Annotated in this window: 18 protein-coding genes; 3 read left to right on the top strand and 15 right to left on the bottom strand. The window is 35.7% G+C overall.

Annotated elements, in window-relative coordinates; all coding sequences use genetic code 11:
* Window positions 1–43: 43 nt before the first annotated feature.
* A complete protein-coding gene (locus AC07XN_RS05295) occupies window positions 44–730 on the top strand; it encodes a LysM peptidoglycan-binding domain-containing protein (protein ID WP_309913441.1) in 687 nt (228 codons plus the stop codon).
* A 59-nt stretch (window positions 731–789) separates the two neighbouring features.
* Here AC07XN_RS05295 and gpmI read toward each other — a convergent pair whose 3' ends face one another.
* The 7 genes from gpmI to eno form a co-directional block, all read right to left on the bottom strand.
* Window positions 790–2,310: a 2,3-bisphosphoglycerate-independent phosphoglycerate mutase gene (gene gpmI / locus AC07XN_RS05290; protein ID WP_309913434.1), complete on the bottom strand. Its 1,521-nt coding sequence runs from the start codon at window positions 2,308–2,310 to the stop codon at window positions 790–792.
* A 165-nt stretch (window positions 2,311–2,475) separates the two neighbouring features.
* Window positions 2,476–3,075, bottom strand: a complete 600-nt coding sequence (locus AC07XN_RS05285; RefSeq protein ID WP_494742280.1) for a DUF1684 domain-containing protein — start codon at window positions 3,073–3,075, stop codon at window positions 2,476–2,478.
* Entirely contained in the window at window positions 3,076–3,579 is a 504-nt protein-coding gene (locus tag AC07XN_RS05280; RefSeq protein ID WP_494742279.1) for a low molecular weight protein-tyrosine-phosphatase, read from the bottom strand. It lies immediately after the preceding gene.
* A 131-nt stretch (window positions 3,580–3,710) separates the two neighbouring features.
* Window positions 3,711–4,019: an FtsB family cell division protein gene (locus AC07XN_RS05275; RefSeq protein WP_309913427.1), complete on the bottom strand. Its 309-nt coding sequence runs from the start codon at window positions 4,017–4,019 to the stop codon at window positions 3,711–3,713.
* Window positions 4,020–4,131: 112 nt separating this feature from the next.
* The gene (locus tag AC07XN_RS05270) at window positions 4,132–4,536 is read right to left on the bottom strand and encodes a PIN domain-containing protein (protein ID WP_492800585.1); all 405 of its coding nucleotides are present in this window, start codon (window positions 4,534–4,536) and stop codon (window positions 4,132–4,134) included.
* Window positions 4,526–4,756: a hypothetical protein gene (locus tag AC07XN_RS05265; RefSeq protein WP_309913421.1), complete on the bottom strand. Its 231-nt coding sequence runs from the start codon at window positions 4,754–4,756 to the stop codon at window positions 4,526–4,528. The genes AC07XN_RS05270 and AC07XN_RS05265 overlap by 11 nt, the downstream gene beginning before the upstream one ends.
* A 113-nt stretch (window positions 4,757–4,869) precedes the next feature.
* A complete protein-coding gene (gene eno, locus AC07XN_RS05260) occupies window positions 4,870–6,147 on the bottom strand; it encodes a phosphopyruvate hydratase (RefSeq protein ID WP_309913418.1) in 1,278 nt (425 codons plus the stop codon).
* Between the two features lie 225 nt (window positions 6,148–6,372).
* Between eno and trxA the strand changes: the two genes are divergently transcribed.
* Entirely contained in the window at window positions 6,373–7,086 is a 714-nt protein-coding gene (gene trxA / locus AC07XN_RS05255) for a thioredoxin (RefSeq protein ID WP_494742278.1), read from the top strand.
* 39 nt (window positions 7,087–7,125) lie between these two features.
* Here the strand turns inward: trxA and AC07XN_RS05250 are convergent, their stop codons facing one another.
* The gene (locus AC07XN_RS05250; protein ID WP_309913413.1) at window positions 7,126–7,662 is read right to left on the bottom strand and encodes an META domain-containing protein; all 537 of its coding nucleotides are present in this window, start codon (window positions 7,660–7,662) and stop codon (window positions 7,126–7,128) included.
* Window positions 7,663–7,759: 97 nt separating this feature from the next.
* Between AC07XN_RS05250 and purN the strand changes: the two genes are divergently transcribed.
* Complete coding sequence (purN, locus tag AC07XN_RS05245) at window positions 7,760–8,329, top strand: phosphoribosylglycinamide formyltransferase (protein WP_309913410.1); 570 nt, start codon at window positions 7,760–7,762, stop codon at window positions 8,327–8,329.
* Here the strand turns inward: purN and AC07XN_RS05240 are convergent, their stop codons facing one another.
* The 7 genes from AC07XN_RS05240 to AC07XN_RS05210 all read right to left on the bottom strand — a co-directional run bounded on the left by AC07XN_RS05240 (window position 8,330) and on the right by AC07XN_RS05210 (window position 18,196).
* Complete coding sequence (locus AC07XN_RS05240) at window positions 8,330–9,355, bottom strand: M28 family peptidase (protein WP_494742277.1); 1,026 nt, start codon at window positions 9,353–9,355, stop codon at window positions 8,330–8,332.
* A 92-nt stretch (window positions 9,356–9,447) separates the two neighbouring features.
* Window positions 9,448–11,040, bottom strand: coding sequence for a M28 family peptidase (locus AC07XN_RS05235; RefSeq protein ID WP_494742276.1), 1,593 nt, complete (start codon window positions 11,038–11,040; stop codon window positions 9,448–9,450).
* A gap of 167 nt (window positions 11,041–11,207) precedes the next feature.
* Window positions 11,208–12,653, bottom strand: a complete 1,446-nt coding sequence (locus AC07XN_RS05230; protein ID WP_494742275.1) for a TolC family protein — start codon at window positions 12,651–12,653, stop codon at window positions 11,208–11,210.
* Between the two features lie 3 nt (window positions 12,654–12,656).
* Window positions 12,657–15,803, bottom strand: a complete 3,147-nt coding sequence (locus tag AC07XN_RS05225; RefSeq protein WP_309913400.1) for an efflux RND transporter permease subunit — start codon at window positions 15,801–15,803, stop codon at window positions 12,657–12,659.
* Window positions 15,804–15,843: 40 nt separating this feature from the next.
* Window positions 15,844–16,965, bottom strand: coding sequence for an efflux RND transporter periplasmic adaptor subunit (locus tag AC07XN_RS05220; RefSeq protein WP_309913397.1), 1,122 nt, complete (start codon window positions 16,963–16,965; stop codon window positions 15,844–15,846).
* A 296-nt stretch (window positions 16,966–17,261) separates the two neighbouring features.
* The gene (locus tag AC07XN_RS05215) at window positions 17,262–17,603 is read right to left on the bottom strand and encodes a hypothetical protein (RefSeq protein ID WP_494742274.1); all 342 of its coding nucleotides are present in this window, start codon (window positions 17,601–17,603) and stop codon (window positions 17,262–17,264) included.
* A 338-nt stretch (window positions 17,604–17,941) separates the two neighbouring features.
* Window positions 17,942–18,196: a DUF4834 family protein gene (locus tag AC07XN_RS05210; RefSeq protein ID WP_309913392.1), complete on the bottom strand. Its 255-nt coding sequence runs from the start codon at window positions 18,194–18,196 to the stop codon at window positions 17,942–17,944.
* Window positions 18,197–18,500 lie beyond the last annotated feature (304 nt).

Here is an 18,500-nt window from a genome sequence, read left to right as displayed (position 1 = left end):
ACTCTTTAATTTTTTAAATAAACCTCACCAATCCTTACGAAATATGGAAGATTATCGTAATCCTCGCCCAGTTGAAGAAAACTCAAACATTCCAATGATAACCCTTTTGGTTTTAGTGGCATTGGTAATTGCTTTGCTGTATGTTGGTTGGCAGTCGATGAGTGATGAAACTACAAAAACTGAAGTTGTTTTAAGTACTGCTCCACAGTCGGATGCGATGAAAGGTCAAGATGATGCCGACCTTGTAACCGCTCCATCAGAAATGCCTGAGGAGGATGTTGAAAATGAGGGCAAAAAGGCTTCAGAAAAAGCTGAAATAAAGAAGAAAGAAAAAGAAGAGAAGAAAGTAGCTGAGAAGGAAAAAGAAGAACCTAAAAAGAAAGAGGAAACAGCTAAACCAGAAAAGAAAGCAACTGAAGTTGCCGTAAAAGGGACATCGTTTACTCATACAGTACAATCAGGCGAAACTTTTTATGGTATTGCCAATCGTTATCATCTCAGCAAGTCGGCTTTACAAACGCTTAATCCTGATGTTCAGCCAGAGGGCATTAAGGTAGGGATTACGAAACTGAATGTAAAAGTGAAAGCTATTCATACAGTAGGGCCTGGAGACATTCTGAGGGTGGTAGCAGAAAAATATGGTGTTAGCAAGCAATTGATTATGACTGCTAACAAGAAAACAAAAGATATTACAGAACGAGGAGAGAAGTTAATTATCCCATTACCATAGAAAAAGGTCAGGTTTTTGAAACCTGACCTTTTTTATTATCTGATTGGTATCTTCAAAGCTTATACTAAGCTTACACCAGTCATAATGGCTGGTTTTTCGATACCCATTAAATCCAAAATAGTTGGAGCAATATCCCCTAATTTACCATTTTTGATTGCTTTTTTATCTTTGTCAATCAAAATACATGGTACAAGGTTTAAGCTGTGTTGTGTGTTTGGCGAACCGTCGTCGTTAATCATGTAATCAGCATTTCCATGATCAGCTAAAACAATTACTGAATAGCCATGTTCCACACCTGCTGTTACTACAGCTTCCAACGATTGGTCTACTGCCTCGCAAGCATCAACTACCGCTTGGAAATCACCTGTATGACCTACCATGTCAGGATTGGCAAAGTTCAAGCATACAAAATCAGCTTTTTCGTCTCTTAATGCAGGCACTAAACTATCACGTACTTCATATACAGACATTTCTGGCTGTAAATCGTAAGTAGCAACTTTCGGAGAATTACACAAAATACGGCTTTCACCTTCAAACTCTTCGTTACGTCCACCTGAGAAGAAGAAAGTAACGTGTGGGTATTTTTCAGTTTCAGCAATTCTGATTTGTTTTTTACCAGCTTCTGATAAGACTTCACCTAACGTAGCAGGTAAGTTACTATCATCAAAAATGACATTGATACCTGTGAAAGACTTATTATAATTGGTCAAAGTATAATACTGAATATCCAATTTTTTCATGCCATTTTCAGGAAAATCTTCTTGCGTTAAAGCTTTTGTGATTTCCTGCGGGCGGTCGGTACGGTAGTTAAAACACAATACTACATCCCCTTCTTGAATAGTAGCAACAGGTACTCCGTTTTCAGTCACTAAAAGTGGGTCGATAAACTCATCTGTTACACCAGCTTCATAAGACGCCGAGATTGACGCTAACACATCTTCTGTTGCTGTTCCAATACCTTTTACCATAACGTCATAAGCTTTCTGAATACGCTCCCAACGATTATCTCTATCCATGGCATAATAACGACCCGTTACACTCGCAATTTTACCTACCGATGTAGTCAAGAATGATGATAAATCTGCGATATATCCTTTTCCTGATTTCGGGTCAGTATCACGTCCATCTGTAAAAGCATGGATATATACTTTTTCTAAACCATTATCTTTTAAAACATTGCACAATGCTTTTACGTGATTGATATGTGCGTGTACGCCACCATCAGACACTAAGCCCATCAAATGAAAAGGTTTGTTATTATCTTTTGCATATTTGATAGCTTTTACCAAGACTGGCTCATGACGAAGAGTATCTTGCTCAATGGCATCATTCAAACGTACCAAACTTTGTTTTACAGTACGACCAGCACCTAAGTTCATGTGGCCAACCTCTGAGTTACCAAATTGTCCTTCTGGTAAACCAACTTCAGGACCGAAGGTAACTAAAGTACTGTTTGGATTATTCGCCAAAATAGAATCATAAAATGGCGTTTTTGCTGCAATGATTGCCGAACGGTCTTCATAACCCTTCTGAGCTATTCCCCAACCGTCTAGGATGATTAAAATTACTTTTTTGTCCACGTATGTATTGCTTGATTTGTTTTATTAACGCTTGGATAATTTGCTTTAAGCAATAAGCCTTAAGCTTTTATAATTTATGTAAAATAAACGATGTTAGGATATAAGTAAAATGCTATATATCATTTTTAAAAAACTGAAACTCATCATTCACAACGCTTAACTAATTTAATGTGCTTTGCCAAAGATCTTCTCGCCTGCTTCAATTCCCACTGTTAAGTGGTTTTCTTTAGGCGGAATTGGGCAAGAATATCCATCACTAAAAGCACAATAAGGGTTGTATGCTTTATTAAAGTCTAAAATTACGCTATCATTTTGAATATCGGTAGTTTCAAGGGCTAAATAACGCCCGCCTCCATAAGTATCTTTCCCATTAGTAGCATCTTTAAAGGGAATAAACAGGTAATTTTTATACTGAGGTACTCGCATTAAGCTTAGGCTTCTATATACGTTTAGCTCCATATTTTTACCTTGTAATTGAAAGCTCAACACACCATATTTGTAATATTCTTGCTTCTGTCCAGAGGAAGTTGACATATTAAAAGGCTTAACATTCTCCGATTTTTTAAAGATGCAATTCACACGATACTGTACATCTGGTTCATAGAATCTTAGGTAAGATAAATCTGCTTCTTTCAATGGGCTACTCTTACTATCCAAGAACTCCTTCTTATAGTTTTCTCGATGATTAGCAATGCTATCTTGGTACGATTGAGCCAAGAGTTGTTTCGTGATAAACAACAGACATATCAGCAGAAGCCTCCTCATTTACAAATTATGTTTAATAATTAAGAAATCTAAAAATGTTTCAGCACAACGATTGACAATCTGATAGACTTCCTCAAAATTAGTTGAATTTCCATAGTATGGGTCTGGCACTTCCAATACTTTGTCTGGTGTCGTATTCGTATTATCGAACTTTCTATACAAAAAACAATTTTCAGCTGGTTGCTTTATGCCGACAGACCTAGCACTGATTGTCTGTATATTTTCCATATTATAGTTATCCATCGCCACGATATAATCAAACACAGAAAAATCTTCGCCTGATAGTTTTCTACAATGGTGCGTAAGTTTTAGGTCATGCGATTCTGCATTTTTCCGTGTTCTAGGGTCAGGCAAGTCACCAATATGATAAGCATGCGTTGCCGCAGAGTCACACAGAATGACACGCTGTAAACCACGAGCCTTTACGGCTCTTCTAAAAGTTTCCTCCGCTATTGGCGAACGGCAGATATTACCAGTACAAACAAATAAAATTTTTAACATCATTTTTTAACGCTAACAATTCTGGGCTACATTCAAGCTAAGAATTGTGTAAAATAAAGCTGGAATGCAAATTTCACAAAAAAACCTGTAAAACAGGAGGGTTATTACAGGCTCAATTCATTTTTAATTATTTTTTATTTTTCAATCGGCTGATTATCTTCATCAACTATTACAAAAATCTCTTCGTTGGGCTTTTTCATCAGGTATTTCTCGCGCGCAAATTTTTCTATCAAACTCGAATTGCCCATTACTTCTATTTTTTCTTTCTCTACCTCCTTCAATTTTTGAGCATAATAAGCTGTTTCATCTTCTAATCGCCCTAACTCTCGGTACATTTTAAACTGACTAAAAACATTATTATCATCAAAAAAAATCATCCACACCACCAATACTGATAGCGTAAGGGTATAAAATCGATATTTTACTAAGAGTAATCTTCTCATGGTAAATCAAGAATAATTTAATTTTCAAAAAAAGTTTACCATATTTCTTATCTTGACGAACAATGGCAAAACCTAAAATTATTAATTTAAATATTGATTACTATTTAATATATTAAGGCTGATGTTTAATTAATCTCAAGCCAAAATTAATTAAATGATCGAAATCATTATCAGTTGTATGTAATTCTAAATCAAAATAAGTAGCCATTGTTGCAATCCATAAATCATTTTTTCCCATATTTCGAGAAGAGACTCCAAGAGGTAATGGATAGCCTTTTAATTTACCCTGACTATAAGCATCTACTTGAGCATATATTTCTGTCAGCTCTTCAGTTATTTCAACTAATGGAAACAAGCTAAAAAGACTATTCATAAATAATACTTTTTGTATTCCCCAGTCTGATTTAATTGCAAAAGATTTTAATTCTCCAACAACTGGAATAGGGATAATTAACTTTGGAGGAAGGTTTTCAGCTTTACGAATATGTTTAATGAGCAAATTTGTGTCAAAAATCATGTTCTTTATTTTCGTCTTTCAGTATAGAATCCATTCTATTATTTTCTTCGTCATTGAAACCAAGATTTGGCACTTCAATTTCTTTACTTGCACAAACAGTTTCTAAAAAACGTTCAATCCCCCATCGCTTAATATCTTCTGGACGATAGCTATTATATTCACCCTTTTTCAAAAGGGGAATTATATTATTCGTTTTTTTATGTGATAACCTTTGTGTCATATTCAAAGCTTTTTACAAATATACTGATTTTGATAGTTTGTTTCTAACTGACATGCATAAAAAAGAGCCTTGCAAAAAATTCTGCAAGGCTCTTTTAAATCTGTTATTTCCAATTAGAAATTCAATCCTGGGAAGTAAGCGTTTGCGCCTAATTCTTCTTCGATACGAAGTAATTGGTTGTATTTTGCCATACGGTCTGAACGAGAAGCCGAACCAGTTTTGATTTGACCTGTGTTCAATGCTACTGCTAAGTCAGCAATTGTAGCATCTTCAGTTTCACCTGAACGGTGAGACATGATGTTTTTGTATGAATTACGTTTCGCTAAGTTGATAGTATCGATTGTTTCAGTTAAAGAACCAATTTGGTTTACTTTTACTAATACAGCGTTAGCAACACCTTGTTCGATACCCATTTGTAAACGTTTTACGTTTGTAACAAATAAATCGTCACCTACTAATTGAACTTTGCTACCAATCAATTTAGTTTGCTCTTTCCAACCAGCCCAGTCATCTTCAGCCATACCATCTTCGATAGAGATGATTGGATATTTATCAGCCCAAGTTTTCCAGTAAGCAGCCATTTCCATGTTGTTCAATTGCTTACCATCAGATTTCTTGAATGTATAAAGACCAGTTTCTTCGTTATAGAATTCAGAAGCAGCAGCATCCATTGCGATGAAAATTTCTTCACCTGGTTTGTAACCTGCTTTTTCAATTGATTGTAAAACGATTTCGATTGCCTCTTCGTTAGACTTGATGTTTGGTGCAAAACCACCTTCATCACCTACGTTTGTTGAATATCCTTTAGATTTCAATACACCTTTCAAAGCATGGAAAACCTCAGTACCCATACGCAAAGCGTGTGAGAATGACTCAGCTTTAGCTGGCATTACCATGAACTCTTGGAAATCGATTGAGTTATCAGCATGAGAACCACCATTCAAGATATTCATCATTGGTACTGGCAAAGTGTTAGCATTAACACCACCAATATAACGGTATAAAGACAAACCAGACTCTTGAGCTGCCGCTTTAGCTACTGCCAAAGAAACACCCAAAATAGCGTTTGCTCCTAAATTACCTTTGTTAGATGTTCCGTCTAACTCAATCATCAAACGGTCAATCATATTTTGCTCAGAAACTTCTAAGCCCCACAATTCTTGAGCGATTTTAGTATTTACGTTTTCTACGGCTTTTAAAACACCTTTACCCACGTAAACGCTTTTATCCTCATCACGTAATTCAACGGCCTCGTGAATACCTGTTGAAGCTCCAGAAGGCACTGCGGCACGTCCAAAAGCACCATCTTCGGTACGGATATCTACTTCGATTGTTGGATTTCCACGAGAATCCAAAATTTGTCTTGCGTGTACATGTTGAATTGCACTCATTTTGCGTAAATTTTGTTTTTGGTTATAAACGGAGGGAATTTTTGTAAATTAGATAATACTCTCTCTTGTTCAAATAAAATATTTCTTCAATCGTTGAAAATTAAATCTATTTTCGCATGATTTGAATACTTTAGTTAAATATTGAGAACAAATTTAAGCCTTTTTTCAAGATTGCTTGTACTTTTCTAATACTTTCACAGTTAGTTAATTTTAATACTAAAAATAATGAAAAATATTATTCGCACATTTATATTTTTAACGATACTTTCTATTGCAAATATAAGCATAAGCCTCTCACAAGTTTTGTCTACAGCAGAATTTCAGAAAAAATATTCTGAAAACACTAATGCCCAACTTATAGATGTTCGTACAAATGGTGAATATGGCGGTGGACATTTGGCAAAAGCCCAAAATATCGATTATAGAAGTCCAGATTTTATACAAAAGATAAATGCCTTTGATAAATCTAAACCAGTATTTGTCTATTGCTTATCTGGTGGAAGAAGCAAAGCCGCGGCTGAAGTATTGAAACAAAATGGATTTACTACGGTTTACGACCTTCAAGGTGGTTATTTGAAATGGACTGCTAGTAATTTACCCGTAGAAGGTTCAAAAGAAAATACCAATGCAAAGGGCTATAGCAAAACAGAAATTGATGCTATTTTAAAAGAAAATGAAATAGTAGTGTTAGACTTTTTTGCTTCGTGGTGTGGGCCATGTATCAAAATGATGCCTAGCGTAGATAAGCTTTCACAGGAATTATCTGGAAAAGTGAAATTTATAAAAGTAGATGCAGATGCCAGCAAAGCTGTGGTAGAAAACTATAAAGTAGATGAGATTCCTACATTTATTGTTTTCAAAAACGGGAAACAAGTAAAACGTTCTACGGGATATTTGGAAGAAAAGGCTTTACAAAAAATGATTACGAATCAGCTTTAAAATTAGAGAGGCGAATGAATTTCATTCGCCTCTCTAATTTTATCTCTTTCTTACAAAAAGCATTTCATCATTTGGAATTTTAACTCTTAACAAGATATTCATTCCATCTTCTATCTTAACTTTTTCGCCTACAGAAAGACCATTTAAGTATTTTATTTCAAAAGCCATTGCTTCATTACTTCCTGCCATTTTTGTTTGTGCTATAGCGCCACTCGTTATCGGTGTCCACGCTCTCCACGAAGAATCTGTAGTTCCTAAAGTAATTCCTCCGTTATAAGTATTTACAGATGAACTACCTGAAATATCTAGTTTTTTTCTATTTCCAGCCGTCGTATTATATGCTACCTCTAAATTAGCAGGGAAAGCTGCTGTGCTTGCCTTTAATTTTTCTTTCTCAATGTCTAAACTATCTTCCTTGACATACCCCACAAACTCCCATTTACCAACTAAAATATCTGGTAAAGTAACCACTGGTGAACATCCACATAAAGGTGTTGGGTCAATTGTAATACCACATGCCCAAACTAAAGCTGTTAATAATGTAACTGCTAAAGTGTGATAAAGATTCTTTTTCATGATTTAGATATTTAGTTTTAACAAAGACGGAGAAAAGTTAAGCTTGGTTGTAAATCTATGCTTAAATTTGTCAGAAATTTGTTAAATCCAATCTATTTTGTCTAAAAATATTGCCATTTTCGCTTCTGGTTCGGGCTCAAATGCCGAACGTATCGTTGAATATTTCTCAGATTCAACCGAAATTAACGTGAAATTATTTCTCTGTAACAATCCCCAAGCGGGCGTAATTCAAAGAGCCGAACGCCTAAATATTCCTTTGGTGATGTTCAATCGTCAACAATTCAAGTCAGGCGAAGTAGTTGATATTTTGAAAGAAAATGAAATCGACTGGGTAATTTTGGCTGGTTTTTTATGGCTTGTTCCTCAAAATGTGGTAGAAGCTTTTCCCAATAAAATCATTAATATTCATCCAGCTCTTCTACCAAAATTTGGTGGTAAAGGTATGTACGGTCATTTTGTTCATGAGGCCGTTGTTGAAAATAAAGAAACAGAATCAGGCATCACTATTCATTTGGTGAACGAACATTACGACGAAGGGGCTATCATCTTCCAAGCATCTTATCCAGTATTACCTACAGATTCGCCCGAAGACGTGGCTAAAAAAGGACAAGTATTAGAACACAAACATTTTCCAGAAGTAATCGAAAAAGCCATTCTTGGTGAATGATTACTTTAATGTTCCTTCACGATTGGCAATATCCCAAGCGGTATAAAACACCAATTGGGCTCTTTTTCTGAGTAAACCAAAATCTATTTTATCAACATCATCTGTTGGTTGATGATAGTCTGGGTGTTCGCCATCGAAGTAAAAAATAATGGGAATATGATTTTTGGCAAAATTATAATGGTCTGAGCGATAGTACAATTGTTGCGGATGCGATTCTGAATTATAGCTATAATCTAAAGTCAGTTTAGTATAAAGCTCATTATTATGTTCGCTCAGGGCATGAAGTTCTTGTGAAATTTTATCTGAACCTATCAAGAATACATATTCCTTCTTATCCAGATAGGTATTATCTATCCGCCCAATCATATCGATATTCAAATCACACACTGTATTTTTAAGGGGAACCACAGGCTTTGCCACATAATATTCCGACCCTAGCAAACCGAACTCTTCTCCTGCAAAAGCAATAAACAAAATACTTCTTCGTGGCCCTCTACCTTGTTTTTTGGCTTCCGAAAACACCCTTGCCATTTCCATCATTGCGACAGTACCTGAGCCATCGTCATCTGCACCATTGAATACAGTGCCATTTCTTGTACCGATATGGTCATAATGGGCAGAGATAACCAATACTTCCTCTTTTTTGTCTGTTCCTTCCAAAAAGCCCATCACATTTTCGGTAGCTATCACACTTTTAGCACGACGCATTCTATCAGTCGGGTTCAACATCACACTATGCTGTTTACCGAAATATTGCTTGATGTAAAATGGCTGAAAGTATGAGTTTGCGGTATCTCCCAATACTATCGCGTCTAATCCATGTTCATGAAAATGCTTGGCAATAAAAGCTGCCGCTATTTTTTGTTCTTTCGAGCCAGTTAAACGTCCCCGTAAGCTATCGCTTGCCAAGAAGGTCAGGTTGCTTTGAAGTTTTTCTATCGAAATAGTCTCGGCAAAATAAGTAACCGTAAGTTCATCAGAAACAGCATTAACGAGTAGAAGCAGGAAAAAGAAATATTTTTTCATAAATGACCTAACAAATCTAGGCTCCAATCTGGAATAATTATTCACAAATTGAAGCCTAGCTGTATCAATTTAAAAGTAAATTGTTGGAGAAATTATTTTTTATCTGAATCTACAACGAGTCTCTTATCACGATTAGCAACATCCCAAGTTAAATAGAAAATCAATTTGGCTCTTTTTTCCATTTGCTCGAATTCTATTTTCTCAACATCATCTGTCGGTTGATGATAGTCATCATGAACTCCATTGAAGAAAAATGCTACTGGAATCTTATTTTTAGCAAAATTATAATGGTCTGAACGATAATAAAAACGGTTTGGATCATTCGGGTCGTTATAACGAAAATCTAAATTGATAGGGTTATGTTTATCATTTTGTTCAATCAAAGAAGCATGTAGCTCAGAAGAAAGTTTATCCGAACCAATCACATAAATATAGTCTCCTTTGCCTTCATGTTCTTTATCAGACCTACCAACCATATCAATATGAATATCGCTCACTGTACTTGCTAATGGAAAAACTGGATGAGTCACATAAAATTCAGACCCTAACAATCCTTTTTCTTCGCCAGTTACTGTTAAAAAAAGCATACTTCTGCGAGGCTTATTTCCCGCTTTTGCGGCTTCACCAAATGCCTGAGCTACTTCTAGTACAGAAACAGTTCCAGAACCATCATCATCAGCACCATTATAGATTTTCCCATCGGTTACTCCTACGTGGTCATAATGTGCAGAAACAATCACTAATTCGTCTTTTTTATCCGTTCCTTCTAAATATCCTAATACATTGTAAGTCTCAACAGGTTGAGCAGTTCTTTCAATTTTTATCCCTACAGATTGTTTTTCTAATTGATTTGCAACACTTTTAGTAATAGCTTTTTCTTTCAGAATATCTAATTGAGCAACCGTTGTATTAAACAAATCAGCAGCCATTGTTGGCCCAACTGTTAAAACAGCAAAGTCAGAACCTTGAGGGTCTTTTTGGTCAGCAAAGCTAAGTCTTGCATTACCAAACCGTTTTAGCATCGTTTGACGTTGTTTGATTACTTTCTCAAACTCTTCAACACTTTGTTTTGAAATCAGTAATAAAGCCTTTGCTCCTTTACTTTTAGCAGTAGCCATTTTCTCTTTCCAAGCCTCACCTTTACTCCATTTAGACATTTCTGTATTGCCTGAAATCAAGTAACTGCCATCTGCTAAACGTGGTTCACCTTCAAAAGCGACGACAATTTTACCGTTTACTTTTGTGCCTTCGTAATCGTTCAAGGCTTTATCCTCAATACCATATCCCACAAAAACCGTTTCAAAGGTTTCTTCTTGTGGCATTGGTGAAATAGTATTGGCAATAAAATCAAACAAGTATTTGAATTCTTTCGACTTAGTTTTCAAGTAAAAATCTCCCCAACCACGTTTTATTAAATCTACTGGTTGAAGATAAGAATTCCCATTAACGGGACCTTTTAAACCATAACTATCAAATTGTTTGGCGATATATTCTGCGGCTACTTTCTGTTCTGGCGAACCCGTATCCCGCCCTTTTAAACTATCTGAAGCGATAAAAGTGAGGTGTTTTTTTAGGTCTTTTGCCGTAATGGTTTTAGCATACTTCTCTGCAATCTTTTGAGCATTGGTCTGAGAAACCGTAACTGAAAGAAGCAAGACGCTAATCAGGAATGAATATTTTTTCATGAAAGGGTATTTTAATTTATTGATGATGCGAATTTAAGGAAATTATTTGAAAACATTTTCTTAACAATTTGCTCATAAAAACTCCCCTCATAACAAGCCACCCAATTTACGAATGGTTTTCATCTTTCTTGAAGATACTTTTTCAAGAAAGATGAAAACCGAGTAGATTATCTCCAACCTCCTCCTAAGGCTTTATAAATATTCACTACGGCATCATATTGGCGTTTTTTCACATTGATTAATTCTATTCTCGCTTGTAAAGCATTTGCTTGGGTTAATAAAACCTCTAGATAGGTCGCTCTACCTGTTTTGAATAAGTCTGTAGACGTTATGATAGACTCTGTCAATACGTTTACTTCTTTACTTTTCAAATCCTGAATCAGGCTAAGATTTTTGATATTAGACATTTCATTGTACACTTCAGTATAAGCACCAATGATGCTCTTTTGATAATTGTACAAAGCTTCTATCTGAACAGCACTCGTTACACCAAAATCAGCTATTAATCCTTTTCTATTGATAATAGGTGCTGATAATCCCCCTAAGACGTTATAAGCTAATGATTGCGGAGCAATTACATAGGCAGGATTAAAAGTCTGAAACCCTAAGGTAGCATTGATATTCAATGAGGGATAAAATGCTAAGCGAGCGGCCTCCACGTCAGCTTTGGCTGCTAGTAGTTCGTATTCAGCTTTTTTAACATCAGGACGATTTCTCAATAACTGAGCTGGCACACCCATTCTGATTTGCGTTGGCAAAGGCTTAGTAAACTGTAACTTATCTCGATAAATCGGTTGTGGATACCTGCCTAACAAAAAGTTGATTTTATTCTCAATCTCAATAATTGATTGTAAAATCTCAACTTCTAAGCTTCTAGTATTTAGGATTCTCGACTCAAATTGTTTTACCGCTAATTCGTTGGCATAACCCGCTTCTTTCTGAGCTTGAATAATTTGTAATTCATTCAATTGCAGATTTCTGGTTTCTTTGATAATGTCTAATTCATTATCCAACGCAATCAGGCTATAATAGCCCGCTGAAATTTCTGAAATCAAGTTGGTTATTATCCAGTTTTTTCCTTCTACACTTGCTAAGTAACGAGCGATAGCGGCTTTCTTTTTATTACGCAATTTTCCCCAAATATCTATCTCCCATGAACTCTGCAAACCAATATTAAAGTCTGGGAGATGTTCGGGTATTTTTTGGTCGTCGGTAATATTATTTGAAAAATTGGTATCATAATTACCAACACCATCCATCGTATATTTCCCAAATCTTTTTTGTCCAGCAGTTATGCCAGCCCCAAAAAAAGGTTTTCCTAATACCTTAGCAAAATTAAGTTGATTTTGAGCCATCTCAATTCTTTGCAAAGTCATCAATAAATCAATATTGTTATTCAGCGAGGTATCTATCAAAGCAATCAGCGTGGCGTCTGTAAAATAGCTTTTCCAATTGATGGCTGCATCATTGGTCGAATCCTTTTTGTTATTATAGGATTCGGGCATTGGTTTTAAAGACGGCTGTTTGTAGGTTTTCATCGGTTGACAATTGGTAAATACCATTGCCATGAAAAGCCCACAAGTAAGTATATAATATTTTAGTTTAATCATCATTTTCTAATTAAGAATTAGTTCTTCTTTCTTGTTTTTCTTAGCTTTCCCTTGTGCCAATGTAGCAAAAATCACATATAAGCCTGGTATGATTATTACGCCAAACACCGTCCCAAAGAGCATCCCTCCTGCTGCTGCCGAGCCAATAGTTTTATTACCGATAGCACCTGCCCCAGTGGCCGTCATCAATGGAATTAGCCCTGCTATAAAGGCAAAGGAAGTCATCAAGATGGGTCTTAACCTTGATACTGCACCATCAATGGCAGCTTGTAGTGGTGTACGCCCTTCTTTTTGTTTTAAAATGGCGAACTCTACAATCAAAATGGCATTTTTTCCCAATAGACCAATCAGCATTACGAGGGCTACTTGTGCATAAATGTTGTTTTGTAAGCCCAATATCAACAATAAGAAGAATGCTCCGAATATGCCCGTCGGTAATGATAGGATTACTGGGATTGGTAACAAGAAACTCTCGTACTGAGCCGCTAATAAAAGATAAACGAAGACTAAACAAATGATAAAAATATAAATGGCTTGGTCGCCTGATAAGATTTCATCTCTTGTCATACCAGACCAATCATACGTATATCCTTTGGGAAGTTTTTCTGCTGCTACTTCTTTGATGGCTTCAATGGCTTTACCACTACTGAAACCTGCAGCAGGCTCGCCATTTATCATGGCAGATGTATACATATTATAACGCGTAAGTTGTTCTGGGCCGTAAACTCTTTCTATCCTGATAAAAGCAGAATAAGGCACCATTACACCTTGGTCATTTTTTACATACATTCTTAATATATCATCTGGCTGAGCACGATATTTAGGCAATGCCTGTATCATTACTTTATACATTTGTCCGAAACGAATAAAGTTTGTAGCATAAAAACTACCAATCAACGATTGCAGATTATCCATCGCATTATTCACAGAAACACCTTTTTGTGCTGCTTTGTCGTTGTCCACATTAATCAAATACTGGGGAAAACTAGCATCAAAACTGGTAAAGGCATTTTCAATTTCTGGTCGCTTATTCAATTCTTCAATAAAGCTTTGAGTCACTTTTTGAAGCTTTTGTAAATCACCACTACCTGTTCTGTCTTGTACCCTTAATTCAAAACCACTGGCATTACCATACCCAGGCACGGCTGGCGGAGGGAAAAACTGAATACTGGCATCCTTGATATTTTTAGTTTTTTCAGTCAAGATTTCCACGACATCATCAACCGATTCTTTGCGTTCTTCCCAAGCTTTTAGGTTAATCATGCCCATACCAAAGGATGCTCCAGAACCATCTGTCAACAAACTAAAGCCTGATAATGTAGAGATTGACTCAACGGCTTCTATTTCGGTAGTAGCTCGCTGAATTTCATCCATTACAGCTTCTGTCCTTTCAACCGTCGAGCCCGACGGGGTAGTTACGTTGGCATAAACTGTACCTTGGTCTTCAGTAGGAATAAATCCAGACGGCAGGAAAATATTAGTACCCCAAGTAGCACCAATAAAGAATAATAGCATTAATAATGTAACCACTCTTCTGTTGGCAATCGAACCTAATAGCGACTTATAACCGTCTGACAAACCATCATATTTCTCGTTGAATTTCACGAAGAACTTACTTAACAAATTGGTCTTTTTAGGTTGTCCATGATTATTTTTCAACATAATGGCACAGAGTGCTGGCGTAAGTGTAAGGGCGTTTACCCCAGAAATAACTATGGCAATAGCCATGGTAATAGAGAACTGCCGATAGAAAACTCCAACTGGCCCCGACAAGAATGCTACAGGAATAAATACGGCTGTCATCACCAAAGTAATGGCTACGATGGCGCCACTGATTTCGTTCATGGATGAAATCGTTGCTTCTCGTGCATCCAGATGTTCCAATTCCATTTTAGCATGGACAGCCTCCACCACTACAATGGCATTATCGACCACGATACCGATGGCTAGTACTAATGCAAAAAGTGTTAATAAGTTAATCGAAAACCCGAAAATCTGCATAAAGAAGAAAGTACCAATCAATGAAACGGGTACAGCCAAAGCGGGAATCAACGTAGAACGGAAATCTTGTAAGAAGATAAACACTACTAATGCTACCAAAATAAAGGCTTCGATAAGGGTTTTAATTACTTCGTGAATAGAGGCATCCAAGAAACGAGAAACGTCATAACTGATGTTGTAGTCCATCCCCGGAGGGAAAGTCGCTACTTTCAGTTCTGCCATTCTTTTCTTTACATTGCTAATTACCTGACTAGCATTTGAGCCTGGTCTTTGCTTTAAGATAATAGCGGCTGAAGGCTTTCCATTTTCTTTTGAAAGTACATCATAATCGAGTGAACCAAATTCAATGTCTGCAATATCTTTTAACCTAAGCATCTCGCCATTGGCATTGGCTTTAATTACTACGTTTTCGTATTGTTCTATTTTGGTATATTTTCCCGTATAACGCAATACATATTGTAATGACTGCGCCTTTCTACCTGAACTTTCCCCTATTTTACCCGGAGCGGCTTCAACGTTTTGGCTTTTCAGTGCATTCATTACATCTTCCGCTGAAACGTTGTATGATGTCATTCTATCTGGTTTCAACCATACACGCATAGAGTATTCACGTTGCCCCATAATGTCGGCAAAACCTACTCCGTCAATTCTCTTTAATTCTGCTAAGATGTTAATATCTGTAAAATTGTATAAGAATTTCTCATCAGCAGTCGTATCGTTCGTCATGATGTTTAAGTACATCAACATACTATTTACTTCTTTTTCGGTAGAAACCCCCGCCTTGATTACCTCTTCTGGCAATTCATCTAATACTGTTGAAACCCTATTCTGTACGTTTACGGCAGCTAAGTCTGGGTCTGTTCCTACTTGAAAATACACTTGAACAATACTTGAGCCATCATTCCCTGATACTGAGGTCATGTAGGTCATTCCGGGTACACCATTGATGGCACGTTCTAAGGGCGTTACTACCGCTTTAGCACATACCTCCGCATTAGCACCAGTATATTTTGTGGTTACAGTTACTGCTGGAGGTGCAATATCTGGGAATTGGGTAACTGGCAGTTGGGTCATAGCTAACACCCCTAATAATAGTATTATTAAGGATATTACAATTGACAATACTGGCCTATTTATGAATGTTGTAAACATATTTTTTCGTCTTTGGATGGAAGAATGGAATTGAATGAGATTATTTACTTCTTAAATCAGCAATAATTTTTGTCATTGAAATCATCTCTGGAATAATCTTCATTCCGTCTTTCACATTCTGGATACCCTCATAAATAATTCTATCGCTCGTAGTAAGTCCTGTTTCTATTACATACAAGTGTGGAATCCTTAGTCTAGGCACAATACTTCTGGTTTGTACTTTATTGTCTTTGTCTAACACATATACAAAAATCTTATCTTGAATTTCAAAAGTTGATTTTTGCGGAATTACCAAAGCACTTTTTACATTATTATTGATTCTTACTTTCCCACTTGAACCATGTCTTAATATTCTCTCTGGATTAGCAAAACGCGCTCTGAAAGCAATACTACCTGTATTTTTATCAAATTCACCTTCAATGGTTTCTATGTTCCCTTTGTAGTTATGAGGCTCATTATTGGCCAAAATCAATGATACCTCACTCTTGGCAGATTCTTTGATTGTTTTGGCAAAGTCTAAATACTCTCTTTCAGATACATTAAAATAAGCGAATACCTCTTTGTTATCTGAAATAGTGGTTAGCAAAGTCCCCTCGTCAATTAAGCTTCCTATCTTATTTGGAATTCTATCTACAACGCCATCAAAGGGAGCTTTGATTTCGGTTAATGATAATTTCAATTTGGCACTAGTTTCGTGCGACTGTGCTTCTTCTATTCTAGCGTTCAAAGCATCTAGCTTTGCTTTAGCCATTTCAAACTCAGTTTTCGACACTACATTTTTATCAACCAATAGCTTAACATTTTGTAAGTTCAGCTCGGCTGCTTTCGCTTCAGCAATAGCACTTTTCAGCATGGCTTTAGCTTTCAGGATTTCCTCTTTATATTCCTGATTACTGATGCAAAATAGTATTTGTCCTTGTTTGACAGACTTCCCTTCATCTACCAATATTTTGTCGATATACCCTTTTACACGGGCACGTATTTCTACATTTTTGATAGCATGAATATCTGACACATAATCATTATTATAATCCGTATCAATGATGATGGGATTAGTGGTTGGAAACGCCTCTTGCTTCTCTTTGCTTTCTTTGTTAGTTGAACAAGCTGTCATGCACAAAACAGTAGCACTGAAACATAAAAGCACGAATACTTTTTTCATTACATTAATAAATTAAGTGAATAAATACTTTGGGCTGATTATGAGAGACATCGAAAACCCAGTAAAATTTTACTACTATTTTTAAGGAATGTGGTTATTGAAAACTAATCAATACATTATCAGGAAACGCCAATACGGGATTTCATTGATACTGACTCAATCTTCAGTTTTTTACTATACGATAAGATTTTACGATTCAAAATCTTTCTAAAAGTATAGCCATAGCAAATGTTACCTCGCCAAAACGAAGACATTATTCACCATTAAGCAATTAATTTTAAGAAAGTTTTTGGATGTTAAGCCACATTAACGAGGCTCTCGGGAGGAGGAGAATGGAATAAAATAATTACATCAAGATAATGGGCATCCTTGTAGATAAAATTGCCCTTCGTTTTAAGAGGTGTCCCTAAATCAAATAAAAATGAATCTCCCTCGGCACAAACTCTTGTAATATAAGCAGAGCGATTACGCTTAGTACTTTTTGTCTTTTTTTGTACATGTTCTTCTTCTACATCTGAATCATCAAACCCAAGTATTAGGTTTTCAAGAGAGAAAAAATAAGCATGATTTTTTAAATCTTTAAGTGTCTTATAACGCTTTGATGAATTGTTGATGTTTTGAAATGAAAAGCCAATCATTTTTTCGAAATTCTTGGGAGATAGAACGTGATTATTAATTAAACCAGCACTATGTTGATTGACAAAAAAACTTTGATTAGTACAATTTATATTTGCAGATACTGTAGTGTTTTTGATGAGGAATAATATCAAAAATGTGCATTTAATGCAAAAAAGAATATGTTTTTGGGTTAATTCCACAAAATTTACAAATTCACGTTTAACAAAAATACAATTTTTATCCTAAAATCAAAATATTTAAAATTGATTTTTAGACGAAGCCAAAGATTGGTGATACTAAATTACGGATTTAGTAGGGTAAATATTCAGAAGGCTGTGCAATTGTAAAAAGGAGGTTATTATTTAACCTCCTCGTAATCTATATATTCTCCTCCGTCAAAATTTTCGGTACTTTTACCTTTTTTGGGTGGAACAAAATCTACATCAATTTGTCCTTCTCGTCTGTTAGGCGAAGAATGATAAGATTGTTGTTTTTGGTTAAAGTCTTGCTGTGCCTTATTGAATTGAGAAACCACGAATCCTCTTAAAGCCCATTTTAATATGCGTGGAAAAATAAATAAGATAAGACAAATTATAAGGAATATCTTCAACATGACATGAGATGATTTATGGAGCTATTAAAGAAAAATAGTTACTTAAAATACATTTATTAAATACTTTATTACGAAACAAAACTACTACATTCTGATGAGTAACTTGTACTGTTTTGGTAAGCTCCAGTGATTTGATTTCATAAATTAATAACGTCAAATTTACAAATTAGTTTTTTCAGTCATTACAAAATTCAAAAAGTTTTTATAAATGGTTGTATTTTCATTTGAATAAGATTTTAAGCTTTTGGATAGATTAAAAATAAAAAGCACTTTCAGAAATTCCGAAAGTGCTTTTGTCTTAGAA

This window comes from Arcicella sp. GW458-12-2-14-TSB2 (assembly GCF_059423785.1).
Note: the sequence above shows the minus strand (reverse complement) of the source record. Positions and strands in the feature narration are given on the sequence as shown.

Coding starts and splice junctions, on each gene's coding strand:
- AC07XN_RS05295 (WP_309913441.1), top strand. CDS start 44: ATGGAAGATTATCGTAATCCTCGCCCAGTTGAAGAAAACTCAAACATT.
- AC07XN_RS05285 (WP_494742280.1), bottom strand. CDS start 3,075: ATGAGGAGGCTTCTGCTGATATGTCTGTTGTTTATCACGAAACAACTC.
- AC07XN_RS05280 (WP_494742279.1), bottom strand. CDS start 3,579: ATGATGTTAAAAATTTTATTTGTTTGTACTGGTAATATCTGCCGTTCG.
- AC07XN_RS05275 (WP_309913427.1), bottom strand. CDS start 4,019: ATGAGAAGATTACTCTTAGTAAAATATCGATTTTATACCCTTACGCTA.
- AC07XN_RS05270 (WP_492800585.1), bottom strand. CDS start 4,536: ATGATTTTTGACACAAATTTGCTCATTAAACATATTCGTAAAGCTGAA.
- AC07XN_RS05265 (WP_309913421.1), bottom strand. CDS start 4,756: ATGACACAAAGGTTATCACATAAAAAAACGAATAATATAATTCCCCTT.
- eno (WP_309913418.1), bottom strand. CDS start 6,147: ATGAGTGCAATTCAACATGTACACGCAAGACAAATTTTGGATTCTCGT.
- trxA (WP_494742278.1), top strand. CDS start 6,373: ATGAAAAATATTATTCGCACATTTATATTTTTAACGATACTTTCTATT.
- AC07XN_RS05250 (WP_309913413.1), bottom strand. CDS start 7,662: ATGAAAAAGAATCTTTATCACACTTTAGCAGTTACATTATTAACAGCT.
- AC07XN_RS05240 (WP_494742277.1), bottom strand. CDS start 9,355: ATGAAAAAATATTTCTTTTTCCTGCTTCTACTCGTTAATGCTGTTTCT.
- AC07XN_RS05235 (WP_494742276.1), bottom strand. CDS start 11,040: ATGAAAAAATATTCATTCCTGATTAGCGTCTTGCTTCTTTCAGTTACG.
- AC07XN_RS05230 (WP_494742275.1), bottom strand. CDS start 12,653: ATGATGATTAAACTAAAATATTATATACTTACTTGTGGGCTTTTCATG.
- AC07XN_RS05225 (WP_309913400.1), bottom strand. CDS start 15,803: ATGTTTACAACATTCATAAATAGGCCAGTATTGTCAATTGTAATATCC.
- AC07XN_RS05220 (WP_309913397.1), bottom strand. CDS start 16,965: ATGAAAAAAGTATTCGTGCTTTTATGTTTCAGTGCTACTGTTTTGTGC.
- AC07XN_RS05215 (WP_494742274.1), bottom strand. CDS start 17,603: ATGATTGGCTTTTCATTTCAAAACATCAACAATTCATCAAAGCGTTAT.
- AC07XN_RS05210 (WP_309913392.1), bottom strand. CDS start 18,196: ATGTTGAAGATATTCCTTATAATTTGTCTTATCTTATTTATTTTTCCA.